Origin of the sequence: Bradyrhizobium guangzhouense (assembly GCF_004114955.1) — a bacterium.
Classification (GTDB): Bacteria; Pseudomonadota; Alphaproteobacteria; order Rhizobiales; family Xanthobacteraceae; genus Bradyrhizobium; species Bradyrhizobium guangzhouense.
Window position 1 is genome coordinate 198,352 of the sequence record NZ_CP030054.1, and the last position, 16,061, is coordinate 214,412.

Here is a 16,061-nt window from a genome sequence, read left to right on the forward strand (position 1 = left end):
TCCCGCCCGGAATGCATTGAAACAATGGCCGACCCGATGCCTCCACCGGCTCCGGTTACGAGCACCGTTCTATCCGAAACTGAGAACTGTTCAGTCATTCCAACTCCAGGATCGTTTGTGATTGCAGAAATTCGCCAACCGCCTCGCGGCTCGGCATCGAGCTTTGAGCACCGCGGCGCGTCACGCACAGGGCTGCCACCGCGAGCGCCCTTCGTACGGCTTCCCTCAAGGGCAGGCTCTCAGCCAATGAAGCGGCGAAGGCGCCATTGAAAGCATCCCCTGCGGCCGTGGTATCCACGACCTTCACCGGGAAGGCGCGCAGAGAAAAAGATTGCTTCTTGTCGGCATAGTAAGCGCCCTGCGCGCCCAAGGTGATTAGGGCGGCAGCTGGACCGAGATCGAGAAGCTTTAAGGCCGCGCCCGCGGCTGTGTGGAAGTCGAGGACTTCGATCCCTGTGAGCTCAAAGGCTTCCGTCTGGTTCGGCGTGACGAAGTCAACGCTTGCCCACGCGGCCGGTGAAAGCCCGGGCCTGACCGGCGCCGGCTTGAAGATGAGTTCAAAACCCTTGTCCGCCTTCATCTCGAAGAGCCGATTAAGGGCCGAGATCGGCATCCCCATTTCCGCAACAACGATTGCATCGCGCGCGATGAACTCGGCCGCGCGCTCGATCATCTCGGGTGTCACGTTCAAATTCGTGCCAGGGTCTATGACGATCATGTTCGAGCCGTCGTCGCCGACCATGACCAGGGCTGAACCGGAGACCTCGCCCGCAGAGATCTGAATGGCATCTGCGCGAACGCCGGCCTGCATCAGGGACTGCAACAGCCAGTGGCCGGCATCGTCATCGCCGAGACGCGTGTAGAAATGTGGCTTGAGGCCAAGCCGGGCGGCAGCAACGGCCTGATTGGCGCCCTTGCCTCCGGGGTAACGGGTCAAGCCGCCCATCAGGCTTTCACCTGGAGTCGGCAGTCGCTCGACGTTGAAGCAGAGATCGAGATTCGTCGTTCCGAAGAACATCAATGGCCGGGTGTTCATTTTACGGCACCGAAGGTGAGGCCGCGTTCGAGGTGACGCTGGCCAATGACGATCAGGATGACGGGAATGATCATCGTCACGACGAGCCCGGCCGCCATGACGGGATAGAACTGCACGCCCGGATTGAGAAGCTTGAGCAGAGCGACCGTCACCGGCGCCTTGGTCGAGCTCAGCATTAGACCGAGGGCAAAATTGTGCCAGGCGAGCAGGAAGATGAGCAATGAGGCTCCGATCAGTCCTGGCTTCAACAGTGGCAGCACGATGTGCAGCACGACGCGAACGGGTTTGGCGCCGTCCATGGCAGCCGCCTCCTCGATGTCCTTGGGGATGTCCTCGATGTAGGAGCGGCTCAGCCAGACGATCATCGGCAGTGTGACCACCTGGTAGACCCAGATCATGCCGAGATAGGTGTCATATAGCCCGATGGTCTGGAATACGCTGAAGAGCGGGATGACGACCAGGAGAACCGGGGCAAAGCGGAATCCAAGAATGAAGAACGCAATGTCCTCTTTGAGAGGTATGTCGCGCCGCGCCAGCACGTAGCCGGCCGGCACGCCCACGAGCAGAGACACGATGACCGAGCCCAGCGCTATGACGACGCTGTTGGTGATCGGCGTCAAGAAATCGACTTTGATGGTGCCATAGCTGGTCGCCCCCGCCTGGGCGACATCAAACAGCACGCGAAAATTCTCCAGGGTCGGCGAGAACAGAAAGGTCGGTGGCCAGGTCATGACTTCGGCCTGCTGCTTCAGCGACATCATCAATATCCAGATAAGCGGAAAAGCTAGGATAAATGCGCAAACGCCCACGAGCAGGTTGAGGATCAGATTGGCGGGAGTCGAACGATTGACGCGCATGCGCGGCCTCTTCAGCTGACGCGCTGGCGAACAAAGCGCCAGAGCTTGACCATGGCGAACGTCCCGACTAGCACGATCAGCCAATTGACCACCATCAGTGCGGCGCCACGCCCAAAAGCGAGATTCTGGAACGCGGTGATGTAGGCACGTACCGAAAGAACCGAAGTGCTGTTGCCGGGCCCGCCTTGGGTTGTCCCGAAGATGATGTCGAACTGGTTGAGAGACTCGATCAGCCGAAACACCGCCGCGATCAGAATGTAGGGAGCAATCAGAGGCTGCTCGATGTGCAGAAAGGTCGCCAAGCCCTTCGCACCGTTAACGCGCGCGGCTTCTCTCACCTCTTCATTGATGCCCTGAAGGCCGGCGAAGATGATGAGTGCGAAGAAGGGCGTGTAGGTCCATACGTCGATCAGGACCAGGGAGAACATTGCGGTCACGGGATCTGAGATCCAGGCAAATCGGCCGATCCCGACAAGCGACAACAGATAATTCATGATCCCGTTTTGTGGGTCCATCATGGTCGTCCACATGAGCGCTACGCTCATCGGGGGTAGGACGAGGGGCAGGAGAATGACCGGCCGCATCACGCGGGCCAGGAAGACTTCGGTCGCGAACAGCTTGGCAAGCGCGAGACCGAAGGCTGCCTCGGCAAGGACGGCGGATCCAGAGTAGACCAGCGTCGCGCGAATGCTATTCCAGAAATCCTCTGTCTTAATCAGCGCCGCGTAATTGTTGAGGCCGATGAAGTGGACCAAGGGGCGACCGAACCTGAGGTCAGTCAACGACTGATAGACGCCGTAGAAGAACAGAAGCAGAAATCCTACAAGTATGACGATGGCTGGCGCAATTGCTGCAATGCTCCACCAGTCAAGACGCGGCTCCTCAGCGCTCTTGATCCGCCGATCCTGTGAGGAGGCAAGTTGGCTGGCCGAAGACTGCAGCGTCACGATTGCGTCGTATCCTCGAAGTTCCATATGACTACATCTCTAATTGCAAGAAGGGGCAGCGGGTCGCCGCCGCCCCCTCGGCACTTCACATGGTCGATCGGATTTCGGCCGCGAGGTCTGTCAATGTCGCCTTCACGTCAGCTCCGTTGACCATTTTCTGCATGGCAACGGCCCAGGCATTCATTGCTTCGGCAAAGCCGACGCGAGCTGTAAAGGCCAGCTTTGCCCGGTCCTGCACGCTCTTGAACGTGTCGACAAAGTTGTTGAATTCAGGCTTTGCCGCGTATTCGAGCCATGCCTTGTCAGTCCAGGTCGAGGTGCGCGGAGAGTTGACGAGCTTGCCGGCCACGGCACCGTTGAGCTTCACTTGCTTCGAAGTCGCCCATTGGATGAAGAGCCACGCAGCTCCCTTCTTTTGCGATGCCGCATTCATCGCCAAAGACCAGATCCAGATGTTGGATTCGAAGTTTTTGGCATTCGGAGCACGCAAGGGCGGCGCAAATGCTATTTTGCCTGAGGCTGGCTTGCCGGCAACGTCGTTCCAAAAGCCAAACATGTTGGAATCGATCGCCATGGCTGTGCGGCCGGAATTGATGCCTTCGACCACCTGGTACCAATTGTCGTTAGCAAAGGAGGGCGCCGCGCACTTCTTGATCATGTCCACATAGTCCTTGTGGAAAGCGATCGACTCGGGTGAGTCGAGGCCGGTGTCGAGCTTACCGTCCTTGACGGTGAAATCGTGCACCCCGTAGGACCTGGCGATCGAGATTGCGGCCGTGTGGATGCTGCTCCAGAACCGCACACCGCGGACGCCAAGGGGCGTAATCGTCGGATCGGCAGCCTTCAGCTTTTCGCATGCCGCGGACATCTCCGGCGGGGTCGTAGGGACCTTGATGCCATACTTGTCGAGGATGTCCTTCCGTTAGAACAGTTGGATATTCTCGAAGCCATGCGGAATGGCCCACACCTGCCCGCTTCCCGGCTCGATCTGGCCTTCCTTGACCTTCCAAGTCAGCGCATCTCGTAGTGCTGGGAAGAAATCCTTGTAATCGTAGCCGGCCGCCGTAAGTTTCGGATCGTTCAGATAGCGGTCGAGGGGCTCAAGCAATTGACCGGGCGCAAGATCCCAAGCCGGTTGAATGCCCGTACCGACAACGTCCCAGCTTGGTGATTTGGTGCTGAGCTGGATCGTCAACTTATTCCAATACGCATCGTCCGGATAAAGCTCCGGCGTCACCTTGATGCCGGTAAGCTTCTCGAATTCCGGCAGCTGGGCTGCAACCGCATCGGCATATGGATGAATATCGGAGGCCCAGACGATCGACTCGCCTTCGAACTGGCGCCAATTGATGTCGTCTGCCTTGGCGTGGGTAAGCGCCATGGCCGTTCCGGCCAAAAGCGTGGAGCAGATAAGGGTAGCTTTCCTAGCAAAATTTGCTGAACGGTCCGGACAAGCAGCGTACTTCCTTGGCATGATTCCCCTCCGGTGAGCTCTTTGGCCCGTAAACCTCGTGCCCCCTCCTCTTCGAGAGGCCGCAGTGTCGGCAAGGCTAGCGCCCGCTGTTCCGTCGTAAGCGGTTTTCCGAACTCTCTTTGGGTAAGATTGGGTAACGTCGAACAATCGGTAGTTCAGAAAGTGATCCGCGGATCGCGTCAGGCGTACTCAAGCCACGTTGTCTACCAATTTGCTGGACTGGCAGCAGTCATCCTCAAGGATCAATTAGCAAACTTATGACGCTGACGCCTCGTAGCTTCGGCAGTCAAACGACAGTCGATTGTCCTGGGATGTGGCGGCTCCGAAATCTCTTGTGCACGCGCCGGTTAGCGAGGTTCACAATGACCGTTCTCGAGTGCGCGATAGGGCAAAGGTTTCAATCCTCCACTGCAGTACTTCACACGGTTTTCCGTCTTCCGTACCGTTCCTCCGAATGCGCCGAGACGGCTTTAAGCTGCAAGAACCGTCATCAGGAATCTCCGGACCTCTGTCTTCAGCCGCGCGCTGTCGTTGGACAGCATCTGCGCGTAGGTGAGCAGTTAACTCGAAGCCGAGCCGGTCTCCGTTGCGCGGCGCTTCACGTCGGCTATGCTCGAAGCCACTCGGCGGGCCCCGTGTGTGCCTCCTGGATATTGGAGGAGATCTCTTGCGTAACAGCTCCTTGTTCGTCAACCGCGCACAAGATCGCCGACCAAGAACTAAGTTCAACGGCGGCGTGGGCCAAGCGTGTAACTCATCAGCAACGCGACCACGAGCAGCACTCCCTGAACGAAGCTTTGCGCGTAGTACGGGAAATTGAACATTGTCAGTCCGTTGATTAGTGTGGCGACGAAGACCGCGCCAACCAGCGTACCGACGGCATTCGCTTTGTTGGCGCCAAGCACGGCATATCCCACGAGCGCGGCGGACACGGCCTGCAGCAAGTACGCGTCGCCCACATTGACGTCGCCCCGGTTGGAGCGGGCCGCTAACATGACTCCGGCGATTGCTGCCAACGCGCCGGAGATCAGGTATGCCGCCATGCGATAACGCGCCACGCGGATGCCGGCCGCCGCGGCTGCGATCGGATTGCCCCCAACGGCGTAGAAGGCCCGCCCCCACCGCGTGTAATTGAGCAGCACAATGACGACGATGAATATCAGACCTGCGACCACGACTGACGCTGGGATACCGAACAGCCGCCCACCACCTAGCCAGCCGAATAGCGGCGAGAACTTGCCCGGAGCGACATTGCCGTTGAACGACATACCCTCCGCGATCGACTGGCCCGAGACGCCGAGCAAGGTCAACCCGTTGATGAGGAACAAGCCGGAGAGCGTTGCCACCAGATCGGGGATGCGGGCGTAGACAATGAGAAAAGTGTTGAATAGGCCGACCGCGACGCCCGCCGCCACGGCGATCAGAATCGCTGGGGCGCCACCGAGGTCGCCGATCACCATCGCCGCGGTTGCTGCCATCACCGCAAGCGACATCGACGCTCCTACGGACAGGTCGAATCCGCCGACCGTCATCGAAACCGTGGCGCCAAGCCCGATCACCGCGACCACCGAGGCCGCTTGCAGGATAAACATTGCATTGGCGAACGTGCGGAAGAACGGCTGCTGCCAGGAGAAGAACAGAATCATCAGCACCAGAACGGCCAAAAGCCCGTAGCGGTAGATGAAGACTTTCAGCTTTTCCGCGCTGCCGCGGGTGGATCCAGGCTCGGCCGGCTGCGCGAGCGAGTTTTGGATTGTCATTGAAGGGTGCCCCCACTTACGCCTTGCCGAGCTGCACCGGTCCGGCTCATGATTTCAGAAAGCTCTTCGGAGCTGAGCGCATCCGCCATAACTTCGCCCGCGATCGCTCCTTCGACCATAATGAGTACGCGGTCGGCGACCTCCACCACTTCCTCAGGGTCCGACGACGAGACTACGACCGAGTTGTACTCCGAGAAAGCCCGCAGCGCGTCCGAGATGATGCCGCGCGCTCCGATGTCGATTCCCCGGAACGGTTCGTCAAGAATTAGAAGTGACCAGCCGTGCTTGAGCCAGCGGCCGACTAACAGCTTCTGCTGATTGCCTCCCGACAGCGCCTCGATGGGGGCATCCCAGCCGGGACACTTGACGTTGTAGTCACGGATGATATCCTGGGTGAATGCCACTTCTTTATGTAGGTCGATGAAGCCATAGCGGCTGAAGAATCCCATTGCGCCGATCGAGCAATGCTTCGCCAGGCCCTCGCCAGGGAAGATCGATTGCTTCGCGCGCTCCTCCGGCACCATCGCCACGCCCCTCGTCAGCGCATCGGCTGCGTCGCGCGGCTTGAAGGGCCGATCGTTGAGCAGCATCTTGCCCGAAACCAGCGGCATAGCACCGTAAATCTGTTCCAGAAGCTCGGTCTTCCCGGCGCCAACGAGCCCGGTGATACCGATCACCTCGCCCTTGCGGAACGTCAGGTCGACGGGCACCGCATCGGGCCGCACACGCAAGCCGCGTCCGACAAACACCGGCACCTGGTCCGAGCGGCGGATGACATGTTTCGCCGACAAGATCAGATCGCCGAGAATTGATGTCGCTATCGCATTCGTATCGAGCGGTGACTGGTGCTCGGAAACGATCTGACCATTGCGCAAAACGACTGCGCGGTTGCATAGTTGCTGGCTCTCGCTCATGCGGTGCGAGACGTAAAGCACCGCGATACCGCGCCGCTTGAGGTCCGCCACCGCCTCGAACAATTTTTCCGCTTCACGCGCCGACAGCGTCGAAGTCGGCTCGTCGAGGATCAACAGCTTAGGGTTCTTCACTAGGGCGCGCGCGATCGCCACCTCCTGCCGACCGCTCGCTGACAGTTCCTCCACCGGAGCTTCCAGCGGTAGCTTGAGGCCCAACTTCTGCTGCACCTGCTGCGCGCGGTCCATGACGCTGCGGCGGTTGAGAAAGAAGGGCGAGTCGGCGGTCGAGAGATCGTCGAGCAGCAAATTTTCTGCCACTGTCATGCCGAACACCACGGCATCGTCGATGTTCTGGTGAACGGTCGCGATGCCGCAGTCACGCGCTTCGGTCGGCGAGCGGATTTCGGTCCGCTCGCCCTCGATCAGGATTTCGCCGGACGTGCGCAGGAAATTGCCGGAGAGCACTTTGATGAGCGTGGACTTGCCGGCGCCGTTGGCACCGAGCAGACCCAGCGTCTCGCCCGGCATAATCGAGAAGCTCACACCCTTTAGCGCTTGCGTGGCACCGAAGCGCTTGGTGATGTTGCGGAACTCGACGAGGGCTCTCGTTCGCTCGGACATAGGGCAACCTCCAGCGAGGCTTTCCTGCGTGGACCGATTCATTTCATCTTATCCATCCAAGGGGCCTTCGCCACGTCCGGCGTCTTCAGATCCGGAAAGACCGCACCAAGCTGTTCGATGTTCTCGACTTTGTTCGTGCGCAGCTCTTCCTGAGTGATAACCAGCGGCGGCACGCTCAGCGTGTTGCCGATGAGGTCGCCGGCAATCCTGGCCGCGGCCACCCGCAGTACGACCGAGCCGACATTGGACTGGTTGGTGGTAGCCGTGACCACCCAAGGACTGTGTGGCTTCGTCATTACCGCGATGTCGGCAGTTGAGATGTCCATGCCATAGGTCTTAACCTTGTCCGCCAGACCGAGTTCGCTGATCGCTAGCGATGCGCCTTTGGTGAACTCATCATACGGCGCGACAATCGCCTTGACGTTTGGATGGGCAGTCAGCGCTGCCTTGGCCTGATCGGCCGTCTGGGCGGCAGTGTTGGCGTTGACGACGCCGATCGTCGCTACCGTATTGACGCCAGGGTTGGCCCTCAAGAATTCCTTCCAGACTTCGTTGCGCAGATCGAGCGCCTGATAGCCTGGCACATAGACATAGATGACGTCAGCCTTTGCACCGTCGCCGCCGATATGGGCCTTCAGAGCACCAAGGATGCCGGTCATCATCAGCTTGTCGCCCTGATCAACGGTGATGACCTTGTCCGACGGCTCGACCGAAACGTAGTAGGTCACGACAGGAATATTGGCGTCAGCGGCCGCCTTGATGCCGTCGCGCAGACTATCACCAAATCCCCAACCAATGACGATGGCATCCGGCTGAGTGGCTACGGCCTGCTGCAGCATCAGCGCCTGCTTCGCATTGTCGCCGTCGGCGTTGTAGACCGTCAGCTTGACGCCGAGCTTCTTCGCTTCAGCCTCAACGCCGGCAATCCACTCCTGATACACGTCGCCAGTGTTGAGCTGGCGGACAACCGCGATCTTAACCGCGTGATTCTTAAACTTTTGCGGTACCTCGGCGTGCGCGTCCGACTTAACTCGAATCGGAGTGGGCCCGTCTGCGAACGCTACACTTGTAAGGGCGATCCCCGCGACGCCTGCGAGAAATGCGCGACGAACAATCCTTGCCACAATCATAACGTTTCCCCTTTGCTGACGTGGTGCTTGGCCGCGGAGTTCTCCGTGCGGCTTGAGTTCTTCAATAGGATTCTAGGGTACGTTGAGCACCCAGTCAGGCTCGAGCGTCCTTCTTGGCATAAGCTTCAGCACGCCGTTCCATACGAAGCTTTAGACGCTCATCGGCTTCAGGGCTGCCGTCGTGAAAGCTGCCAAACCACTTGTCTAGTGGGACCGCCCCATCAGCGTAATTCACCTCGAAAAGCTTGTGGTGAAGATAATGAGCGTAGACTCCAGATGGGACGGTGCGCTCGCCCCCCAGCTCGGTTCGATCGAAACCGGTATGGGCAATTGCTGGAGCGAGGCCCGCGCGCATCACCATGGCAAGCATATGTATTGGATGTGAATTGAAGACAGCGATCAACACGATGACAGAAAAATACAGGATGTGTTCGACCGGGTGCATCGCTAATCCCGACCAGGGAAGCACGTTCGTATTATTGTGGTGCAATGAATGAACGTACTTGTAGAGGAGACGAGTATGAAGCAGGCGGTGAACCGCGTAAAAGTGGACCTCATGAATGAATGGGACGAGTAACAGCAGGACGATGAACCATATTGGGTTGTCTGACAAGGTGATGAGAGGCACGTAGCCGTTGGCATAAAGATAAAACGCCGCGACCTGATATGCTGTAAAGACCGGAACGCCGCTCGTTATCGTCCAGAAAATATTGTCCAAAGCCTGTTTGCCGAAGACGAAAACAGTAGCTCTGGCCGTGGGCCAACGCGGGTTGTACTTAAAGCGCGTCTCCTGCCGTCGCAAAACGTAGAGCCAAGAGTGCCAGGCGCCATACCAAAGGACGACGATGGCATAGTTGAGGAGAACGAGATAAAGTACCCAGCCGATCTCGAGTGTCTTCATTTGTTCAAGAGACGGCGCAAGAAAGAGCCAATAACCGATCCCGAACACGATAAGCAGCAGGTTCCAAGGCAAAAAGTACCCTGGCAACCACTTTATCACCGCCATAGGTTTCGGAGGCAACGTGAACAACGGCCCATAACTGATGAGCTCCTTAGGCGCGTAGTGACCAAACTCGTCGCGACGGCCGAATTTAGTTTCCTCCATCATCGCTTCCTCCTGGCGCGCAATCCACCCCTATATTTTCTTCAGTATATGGCAGAGCGTTGGATGGCTCGATGGTTAGGTTGATTGAAATCCATCAAAATGTCGAGCTACGGCTTACTGCATTGTCGCCACGGCCGCTAAACGCTCGTCATTGTACGGCTCGTTTGCTCCCCTGCACGCTACGTATAGCGGTCGAGAGTATAGATTGCAGATCGGCAACTGATGCAACTTAGCGTGCTCGCTATCGAAACACCGGTACACCAGACATCACTGCCTTTCGAACCGCGATGCAGCATCTGAGCGGCCACAACGGATTGCGCCGGGCGCCACTTCGAGGTGAACGACTTCGCCGCGAACCGGTCGCTCGCGTTATTAGCAGCGAACCGTTGTACGCTGAGGGCTGCGCCACCGGCGACGAACTTTGGCGTCTTGCTCACAACGGACCACACGACCTTCACCGCCGCGGCCGAACTCTTCGCCAACTTCGACCACGGCGCCGCAATGTTCGCGTTGTGTCCGTCGTCAGATAATTTGAGACCGCTCATGCATTTCGAGAAGGGAGGCTCCGGATCATCTTGGGCTAGAGGTTAAGCTGCCTGCAGTCGATGCCGCAAGCGACGGATTGCGATGGTCTCGCGCTTGATGCGCTCAGCAAGATGCGGTTCTTCAAGGTCTGATGCCAGTGCCCTGGGTCTGGCGATGATTGGCGCACCGCGCACAGGCCGTATGTCCTTGCCCTTGAGCCAGGTGGCCAGATCATCCGCGACGTAACTTGATCCGTTGTCGCTGAGAAGCCGTGACCGCTGCTTTATATTGATGTACTCCAGGCCTGAGGCGACAAGCGCCCGGTCGAGCGTGGCCGTAACGTCGGAGGCGCACATGGTTGGGCTCATCCTCAACGCCACGATATAACGCGAGAAGTCAGCGAGCACAGTGAACAGATAATACCAGCCCCAGCCGGTGATCTTGAGGTAGGCGAAGTCAGTCTGACAGAGCTGGTTGATCGCCGTGGTCTTGTCCTTGAACTCGTTGGCCGTCTTGATCACCTCATAGGCGGGGCTGGTGATCAGGTCGTGCGCCTTCAGCAGCCGATAGACCCAGCGCCTCGGAGACTAAGTACTTTCTGTCATCGGTGAAGCGCACCGCCAGCTCGCGCGGCGACAGCTCGGGAATCTCCAGCGCCAGATCGATGATCTGACCGCGGACTTCGTCAGGAACCCGATTCCAGACCATGTCCGACTTCGAGCGATACTCAGCCAGTACCTCAACGCCAACCGCACGGTAGCGATCGTACCACCGATAAAATGCGGCTCGCGGGATGCCGAGCTTCTCGAGCGTGCGTCTGGCACGCAGATGGTGATTGCTCGACCAGCGCGATGATCTCGGCCTTCGCGAACGCAGGATACCTCATGCCTCGTCCTCCCCAGCCGCGCTCAACTCTTTTTTGTAAGCGGTTCTCCAGGGTACGATCGGCGACCACCTCCTTCAATTCGGAGGCTTCACGACGAAGATCCTTGACCTCGCCGGACGTGGCTGAGCGGGCAGTGTCGCCCCCCAAGGCGGCGTTTGCCAGCCTCAAGGAACTCCTTGGACCGGCCATAATACATCGAGGCCACACAGCTCGGAGATATTCTCCTCGTCGCGCAAATCCTTCCAACACGATACGGATATTCTTTTCCGCTGAATACTGCCGAGGTGCCTGGCGTCGGTTGTCCTTCAGCACTTGTTCTGCCGGGGCTTTGTCCGGCCCGGATTTCTGCTTCAACTTCGCTCCGTACGGCAACGATGAACCAGAAATCCTCCTTCGTGAAGTCCTGGTCTCAGAGGCGCTGACGGCGAACACGCCACACTACATGGCGTTGATCCTACGCCGGCAGGCCGCCGACTCGGGGCGCCCCGCACACGAGCGAGTCTACGAATCGTAAACATGATGGAAAAACATCAGGTTCAGAATAGCCTAAATCAGATGTCGGCGACTAACCTCCAAGCTCGCACAGTTCGGACTTGATGTGATGGCTCGAAGAATTGTCATAGTTGGTGCTGGACATGCTGGGACGAGTGCAGCTCGCGCACTACGGGAGCATGGGTGGTCCGACGAGATTGTACTCCTAACGGAGGAACGGTCCGCCCCTTATGAGCGTCCGCCTCTGTCCAAGTCAGTCCTTACTCAAGAGGAGAGCTTCAGCGGCGTAGCGGCTCTTGCCCCAGGTTGGCTTGACCAGAACGGAATCCTTTTCCGCTCTGGGGTCAGAGCGGAAGCAATCGACCGGGACGCACAGAGCGTTACACTCGCTGGAGGAGATCGTTTTCGGTATGACTACCTCCTGCTCGCGACAGGAGCAAAACCGCGTTTTCCGCAGTTGCCTGGCGTCGGCTCGAAGGGAGTGATCGCGCTGCGGTCGTTGGATCAATCCGCCGTTCTCCGAGAGAGATTGATGCCGGCACGAAGGCTTGTCGTTATCGGCGGAGGACTGATCGGATTGGAAGTCGCGGCGTCTGCCCGGGCAAGAGGTGTTGACACAACAGTTTTGGAAAAGGCACCCGCTCTGCTGTCTCGCGTGATGCCGATCTCGACGTCCGATAGAATCTTAGAACTGCATCGTTCCAACGGCACCAAGGTTTTCCTCGGAGCGGACGTGGAGGCGATCATTGGTTGCGACATGGTCGAGGGCGTGCGACTCAGATCAGGACAGGAATTCGTAGCCGACACAGTTCTGGTTGCTGTTGGCGCGGATCCCGACGTTGAATTGGCGCAGAAGGCTGGCCTTGCCACTGACGACGGCATTCTCGTCAATGAATACCTCCAAACTGCAGACTCTCGGATCTTCGCCGCCGGAGACGCAGCAAGATATCCGGCGTCGACGGGTAAAGACACGATACGATTGGAGGCATGGAAGAATGCGCTGGACCAGGGGGGCACTGCCGCGTTGAACATTTTGGGACGAAAGGTTTCCTATAGGGCAGTTCCATGGATGTGGTCTGATCAATTCGACAAAGTATTCCAAGTTGCTGGCATTCCGAACAAATCGCAGGTCGAGGTAAATCGTAGTTTAGACGATGGGGGTATAGTAACGTTTCTCCTAGACAGATTTGGCGTTCTAGAGGCCACGGCGGCGTTCGGTAGCCTATCGCAAGTAGCAAAGATCGTCCGAGTCGCGACCTCGATAATTGAGAGGCGCCTTCGCCCGTCGCCTTCCGTCCTGCAGGACCCAAGCTACGATTTGAGAAAGCTCTTGCAGTCAGATGCCGTCAACGCCCACTCAACGCATGAAGCCGCTCTCTCAGCAGTTCGAAGGTAGACACTACATGAACACCATCCTGTTCTTTCAGTCGCTTTGGGCCATGGAATTGCGAAGCGCGACGGAGCCAGAACGCGGGCTTGAGGAAAACATCCGAATGATCAAAGATGCCGGCTATGACGGCGTTAGCGCAGATTGGCGGAGCCGGGAGTACGTACGCGAGCTGCATGGCCTGTTGAAGGCGAACGGGTTGACAGCCGAAGGCCAGTGTTTTCCGAAGACCATCGATGAGCTCAAGCCAGTGCTCGAAAATGCAACGGAATTCGGTCTTCATCATCTTGAGATTCAACCAGATGTACGGCCACGTCGCTTGGATGATTGCATCCCGCTTTTAGAAGGATGGCTGCGGCTTGCCGAGGAGGTCGATTTTCCCGTCTATATAGAGACACATCGCGACCGGATGACGACCGACCTGTTCTTTACACTCGATCTACTTGAACGAATCCCCGATCTCAAGCTGCTGGGGGATATTTCGCACTTCGTTGTTGGGCGCGAGTTCTCATGGCCAATTACCGAGGAGAATAACAGCCACATCCATCAAGTTTTGGATAGGTGTTGGGCGTTCCACGGTAGGGTAGCAAGCCGCGAGCAAATACAAATCGAGATTAGCTTCCCGCAGCACCAAATGTGGCTCGACCAGTTCTTAGAGTGGTGGGGCTACGGCTTTCGGAGTTGGCGCCGGCGCGCGGCGGACGGAGAGGCATTGGCGTTTACTTGCGAGTTGGGGCCGCGGCCGTACGCGATAACCGGTCGAGATGGTGAAGATACAACGGATCGCTGGAGCGAAGCCCTGATGCTTCGAGAATGCGTCAGGAAGGCTTGGGACAAGTCTGGAGCCCACCTGGAAGACAACGCGTAGAGCACAACGACAGCGCTTGAACTCAGGAAACGTTACAGCCCACTACTGCTCCGCTGCTGAAGACTGCAAACTGTAGACTGCAGATGTAGGTGTCCAGATCAAGGCGATCGCGATTTGTTGTATCGTCGATACACGCTTCGTGTGCTGATCCAGATGGCCTCTTTCTGTTGATTTGAGCTATGAGAGCGCTGGGATCTTGGTCGACATCGGTTTGGGGGGCCCGGCCGGAAGCGGCGCATGCATACATGGTCTATTGAGAAGATCCAAAGGTGCAATGAGGTCGACGGGTACGCGGGAGAACTAGAAGTCGACCTAATGATAGCCCGACTTTGCCGCCGGATCGATCGACGAAGGGTTCGATGTCAGGTGCAAAAGTGATGGCGCCAGACGTTCAGCATATTCTAAAGAGGGAAGAGAAGTTCAACATGAGCCTAGATTTGAAGATGGTTGACGACACCGCTCGTACATGGGTGTTTGCGTGCAAGGTAGAGGATATTCGGCTTCAAGACGTTCGTCGCTGGGAGTTTGACGGGCATTCATACGCAATATTTCGCTCCCCGAAGGGCGAAATCTTCGTAACAGACGATATTTGCACTCATGAACACGCCCACCTGTCCGATGGTTATGTTGAGGGCCACACGGTGGAGTGCCCCCGTCACTCTGGACGGTTCAGCTATATGACGGGAAAGGCACTTGGCGCTCCGGTATGCATAAACCTGCGCACGTACGAGGTGAGAATCGAGGATGGAGCGGTCACCGTTTTGGTACCTCGACGGGCTTAACCCGCAACGACCTCTAACTCGGCTCCGTCAAGCGTGACAGAGTTGCAGATAGCGCGTGAAGCAATCAGCTGACGCATTTTTCTCAGCTCTCGCCCGATGAGCGCCGTGGGTCCGATGGCGGTCGCGCCGACGAGTCGTTCAAGTGCGTCGCAGTGAAGCAAGATCGCGCTTCCAGACGCTGTCGGTTTTCGCCTTGTCGACGTACCGAGATGAGGTAACCCCATTATTTGAAGGGAGAGGTCGTACTGGTCAGACCAAAAGAATGGGACTGACGGCGCCGTAACTTCTTCGCCCAGCAGTACGGCGGCTAGGATTCTTGCGTGATCCTCCGCGTTTTGCCACGACTCCAAACGTATATGCCGTTGGTAAAGTGGATGCCAGAAGGCGGCAATGTCGCCACAGGCGAATATGTTGGGATCAGAGGTACGCAGCTGCTCGTTAGTTATTACACCAATGTCGATCTCCAAGCCGGCGCCAATCGCAAGGGATATCTCAGGTTCAACACCAACGGCAACGACGGCGACACTGCAGTCAACAGCATCTCCATTGCTGAGAACAGCGCGCTTTAGGCTACCATGGCCATTGGAAACGAACCTCTCGACCATGGCCCCGTACGTCAATTGCACACCAGCGTGGAGGTGCGTCTCGGCAAGGCGATCTGCTACCAGTCGCGGCACCAAGCGAGAAAGCAGTCGGTCGGAAGCTTCGATCACTCGTGGCTGGATGCCGCGCTGTGCGGCGGCCGCCGCGACTTCGAGGCCGATAAATCCGCCACCAACGACGGCCACTCGGTTTGATGCCAGGAAGTACTTAGAAACGGTTTGAGCATCGGCGTAACTTCGAAGGCTAAAGACGCCGCGGAGCTGACTTCCTTGCACCGGAAACCCGCGAACTCGAGAGCCGGTAGCGAGAACCAATCGATCGTATCTAATCACTTTACCGTCGCTAAGTCGGATGTTTTTCCGGACGCGATCAACATCTTCAACGGCGACGCCGAGATGGGTCTCTACACGCTCCCAAACTGGGTCGTTAGGCTTCCACAACACGCAGTCATCGAGCCCGCTGGTGCCCAGGAGAACTCCTTTAGATAGCGGAGGTCGTTCGTAGGGATAGATAGGCTCGGCCCCGACGAGGGTCACGTGGACGCGATCGGGGCCGCGAGACAAGAGTTGCGCCAATCTGCCGCCGGCGTGCCCCCCTCCAACGATGACTATTCTGCATCGCTCAGTCATCAGTTATAATCCTGTGCATCCATGACATCTTGGTGCGAAGTGCGG

General features: G+C 57.8%; 12 protein-coding genes and 3 pseudogenes. 3 read left to right on the forward strand and 12 right to left on the reverse strand.

Annotated elements, in window-relative coordinates; translation table 11 throughout:
- Window positions 1-94: 94 nt before the first annotated feature.
- The 11 genes and pseudogenes from XH91_RS34915 to XH91_RS34960 form a co-directional block, all read right to left on the reverse strand.
- On the reverse strand, window positions 95-1,036 hold the full coding sequence (locus XH91_RS34915; protein ID WP_128929766.1) for a ribokinase: 942 nt from the start codon (window positions 1,034-1,036) through the stop codon (window positions 95-97).
- Window positions 1,033-1,794 carry a carbohydrate ABC transporter permease gene (locus tag XH91_RS34920; protein ID WP_237866557.1) on the reverse strand — a complete coding sequence of 254 codons (762 nt, stop codon included), beginning with the start codon at window positions 1,792-1,794 and terminating at the stop codon, window positions 1,033-1,035. Before XH91_RS34920 ends, XH91_RS34915 begins: the two co-directional genes overlap by 4 nt.
- Before the next feature lie 110 nt (window positions 1,795-1,904).
- Complete coding sequence (locus XH91_RS34925) at window positions 1,905-2,840, reverse strand: carbohydrate ABC transporter permease (RefSeq protein ID WP_232995606.1); 936 nt, start codon at window positions 2,838-2,840, stop codon at window positions 1,905-1,907.
- 85 nt (window positions 2,841-2,925) lie between these two features.
- Window positions 2,926-4,314: pseudogene (locus XH91_RS34930) on the reverse strand (extracellular solute-binding protein).
- A gap of 470 nt (window positions 4,315-4,784) precedes the next feature.
- Window positions 4,785-5,026: pseudogene (locus XH91_RS39595) on the reverse strand (hypothetical protein); the annotation flags it as partial.
- A 13-nt stretch (window positions 5,027-5,039) separates the two neighbouring features.
- On the reverse strand, window positions 5,040-6,074 hold the full coding sequence (locus XH91_RS34935; protein WP_128929769.1) for an ABC transporter permease: 1,035 nt from the start codon (window positions 6,072-6,074) through the stop codon (window positions 5,040-5,042).
- The gene (locus XH91_RS34940; protein ID WP_164934141.1) at window positions 6,071-7,609 is read right to left on the reverse strand and encodes a sugar ABC transporter ATP-binding protein; all 1,539 of its coding nucleotides are present in this window, start codon (window positions 7,607-7,609) and stop codon (window positions 6,071-6,073) included. The genes XH91_RS34935 and XH91_RS34940 overlap by 4 nt, the downstream gene beginning before the upstream one ends.
- A 38-nt stretch (window positions 7,610-7,647) precedes the next feature.
- Window positions 7,648-8,739, reverse strand: coding sequence for a substrate-binding domain-containing protein (locus XH91_RS34945; RefSeq protein WP_128929771.1), 1,092 nt, complete (start codon window positions 8,737-8,739; stop codon window positions 7,648-7,650).
- A 94-nt stretch (window positions 8,740-8,833) separates the two neighbouring features.
- Entirely contained in the window at window positions 8,834-9,847 is a 1,014-nt protein-coding gene (locus XH91_RS34950) for a sterol desaturase family protein (protein ID WP_128955099.1), read from the reverse strand.
- Window positions 9,848-10,023: 176 nt separating this feature from the next.
- Window positions 10,024-10,389: a hypothetical protein gene (locus XH91_RS34955; RefSeq protein ID WP_128929773.1), complete on the reverse strand. Its 366-nt coding sequence runs from the start codon at window positions 10,387-10,389 to the stop codon at window positions 10,024-10,026.
- A 104-nt stretch (window positions 10,390-10,493) separates the two neighbouring features.
- Window positions 10,494-11,609, reverse strand: a pseudogene (locus tag XH91_RS34960) (DDE-type integrase/transposase/recombinase); the annotation flags it as partial.
- Window positions 11,610-11,856: 247 nt separating this feature from the next.
- Here XH91_RS34960 and XH91_RS34965 point away from each other — a divergent pair.
- From XH91_RS34965 to XH91_RS34975, 3 genes are all read left to right on the forward strand, one after another.
- On the forward strand, window positions 11,857-13,143 hold the full coding sequence (locus XH91_RS34965) for an NAD(P)/FAD-dependent oxidoreductase (protein ID WP_128929774.1): 1,287 nt from the start codon (window positions 11,857-11,859) through the stop codon (window positions 13,141-13,143).
- Between the two features lie 7 nt (window positions 13,144-13,150).
- Complete coding sequence (locus XH91_RS34970; RefSeq protein ID WP_128955100.1) at window positions 13,151-14,002, forward strand: sugar phosphate isomerase/epimerase family protein; 852 nt, start codon at window positions 13,151-13,153, stop codon at window positions 14,000-14,002.
- A gap of 443 nt (window positions 14,003-14,445) precedes the next feature.
- Window positions 14,446-14,784 (forward strand): MocE family 2Fe-2S type ferredoxin, encoded by a 339-nt coding sequence (locus XH91_RS34975; RefSeq protein WP_128930174.1) that lies wholly within the window; start codon window positions 14,446-14,448, stop codon window positions 14,782-14,784.
- Here the strand turns inward: XH91_RS34975 and XH91_RS34980 are convergent.
- Window positions 14,781-16,016 (reverse strand): NAD(P)/FAD-dependent oxidoreductase, encoded by a 1,236-nt coding sequence (locus XH91_RS34980; protein WP_232995607.1) that lies wholly within the window; start codon window positions 16,014-16,016, stop codon window positions 14,781-14,783. The genes XH91_RS34975 and XH91_RS34980 overlap by 4 nt on opposite strands.
- Between the last annotated feature and the right edge of the window lie 45 nt (window positions 16,017-16,061).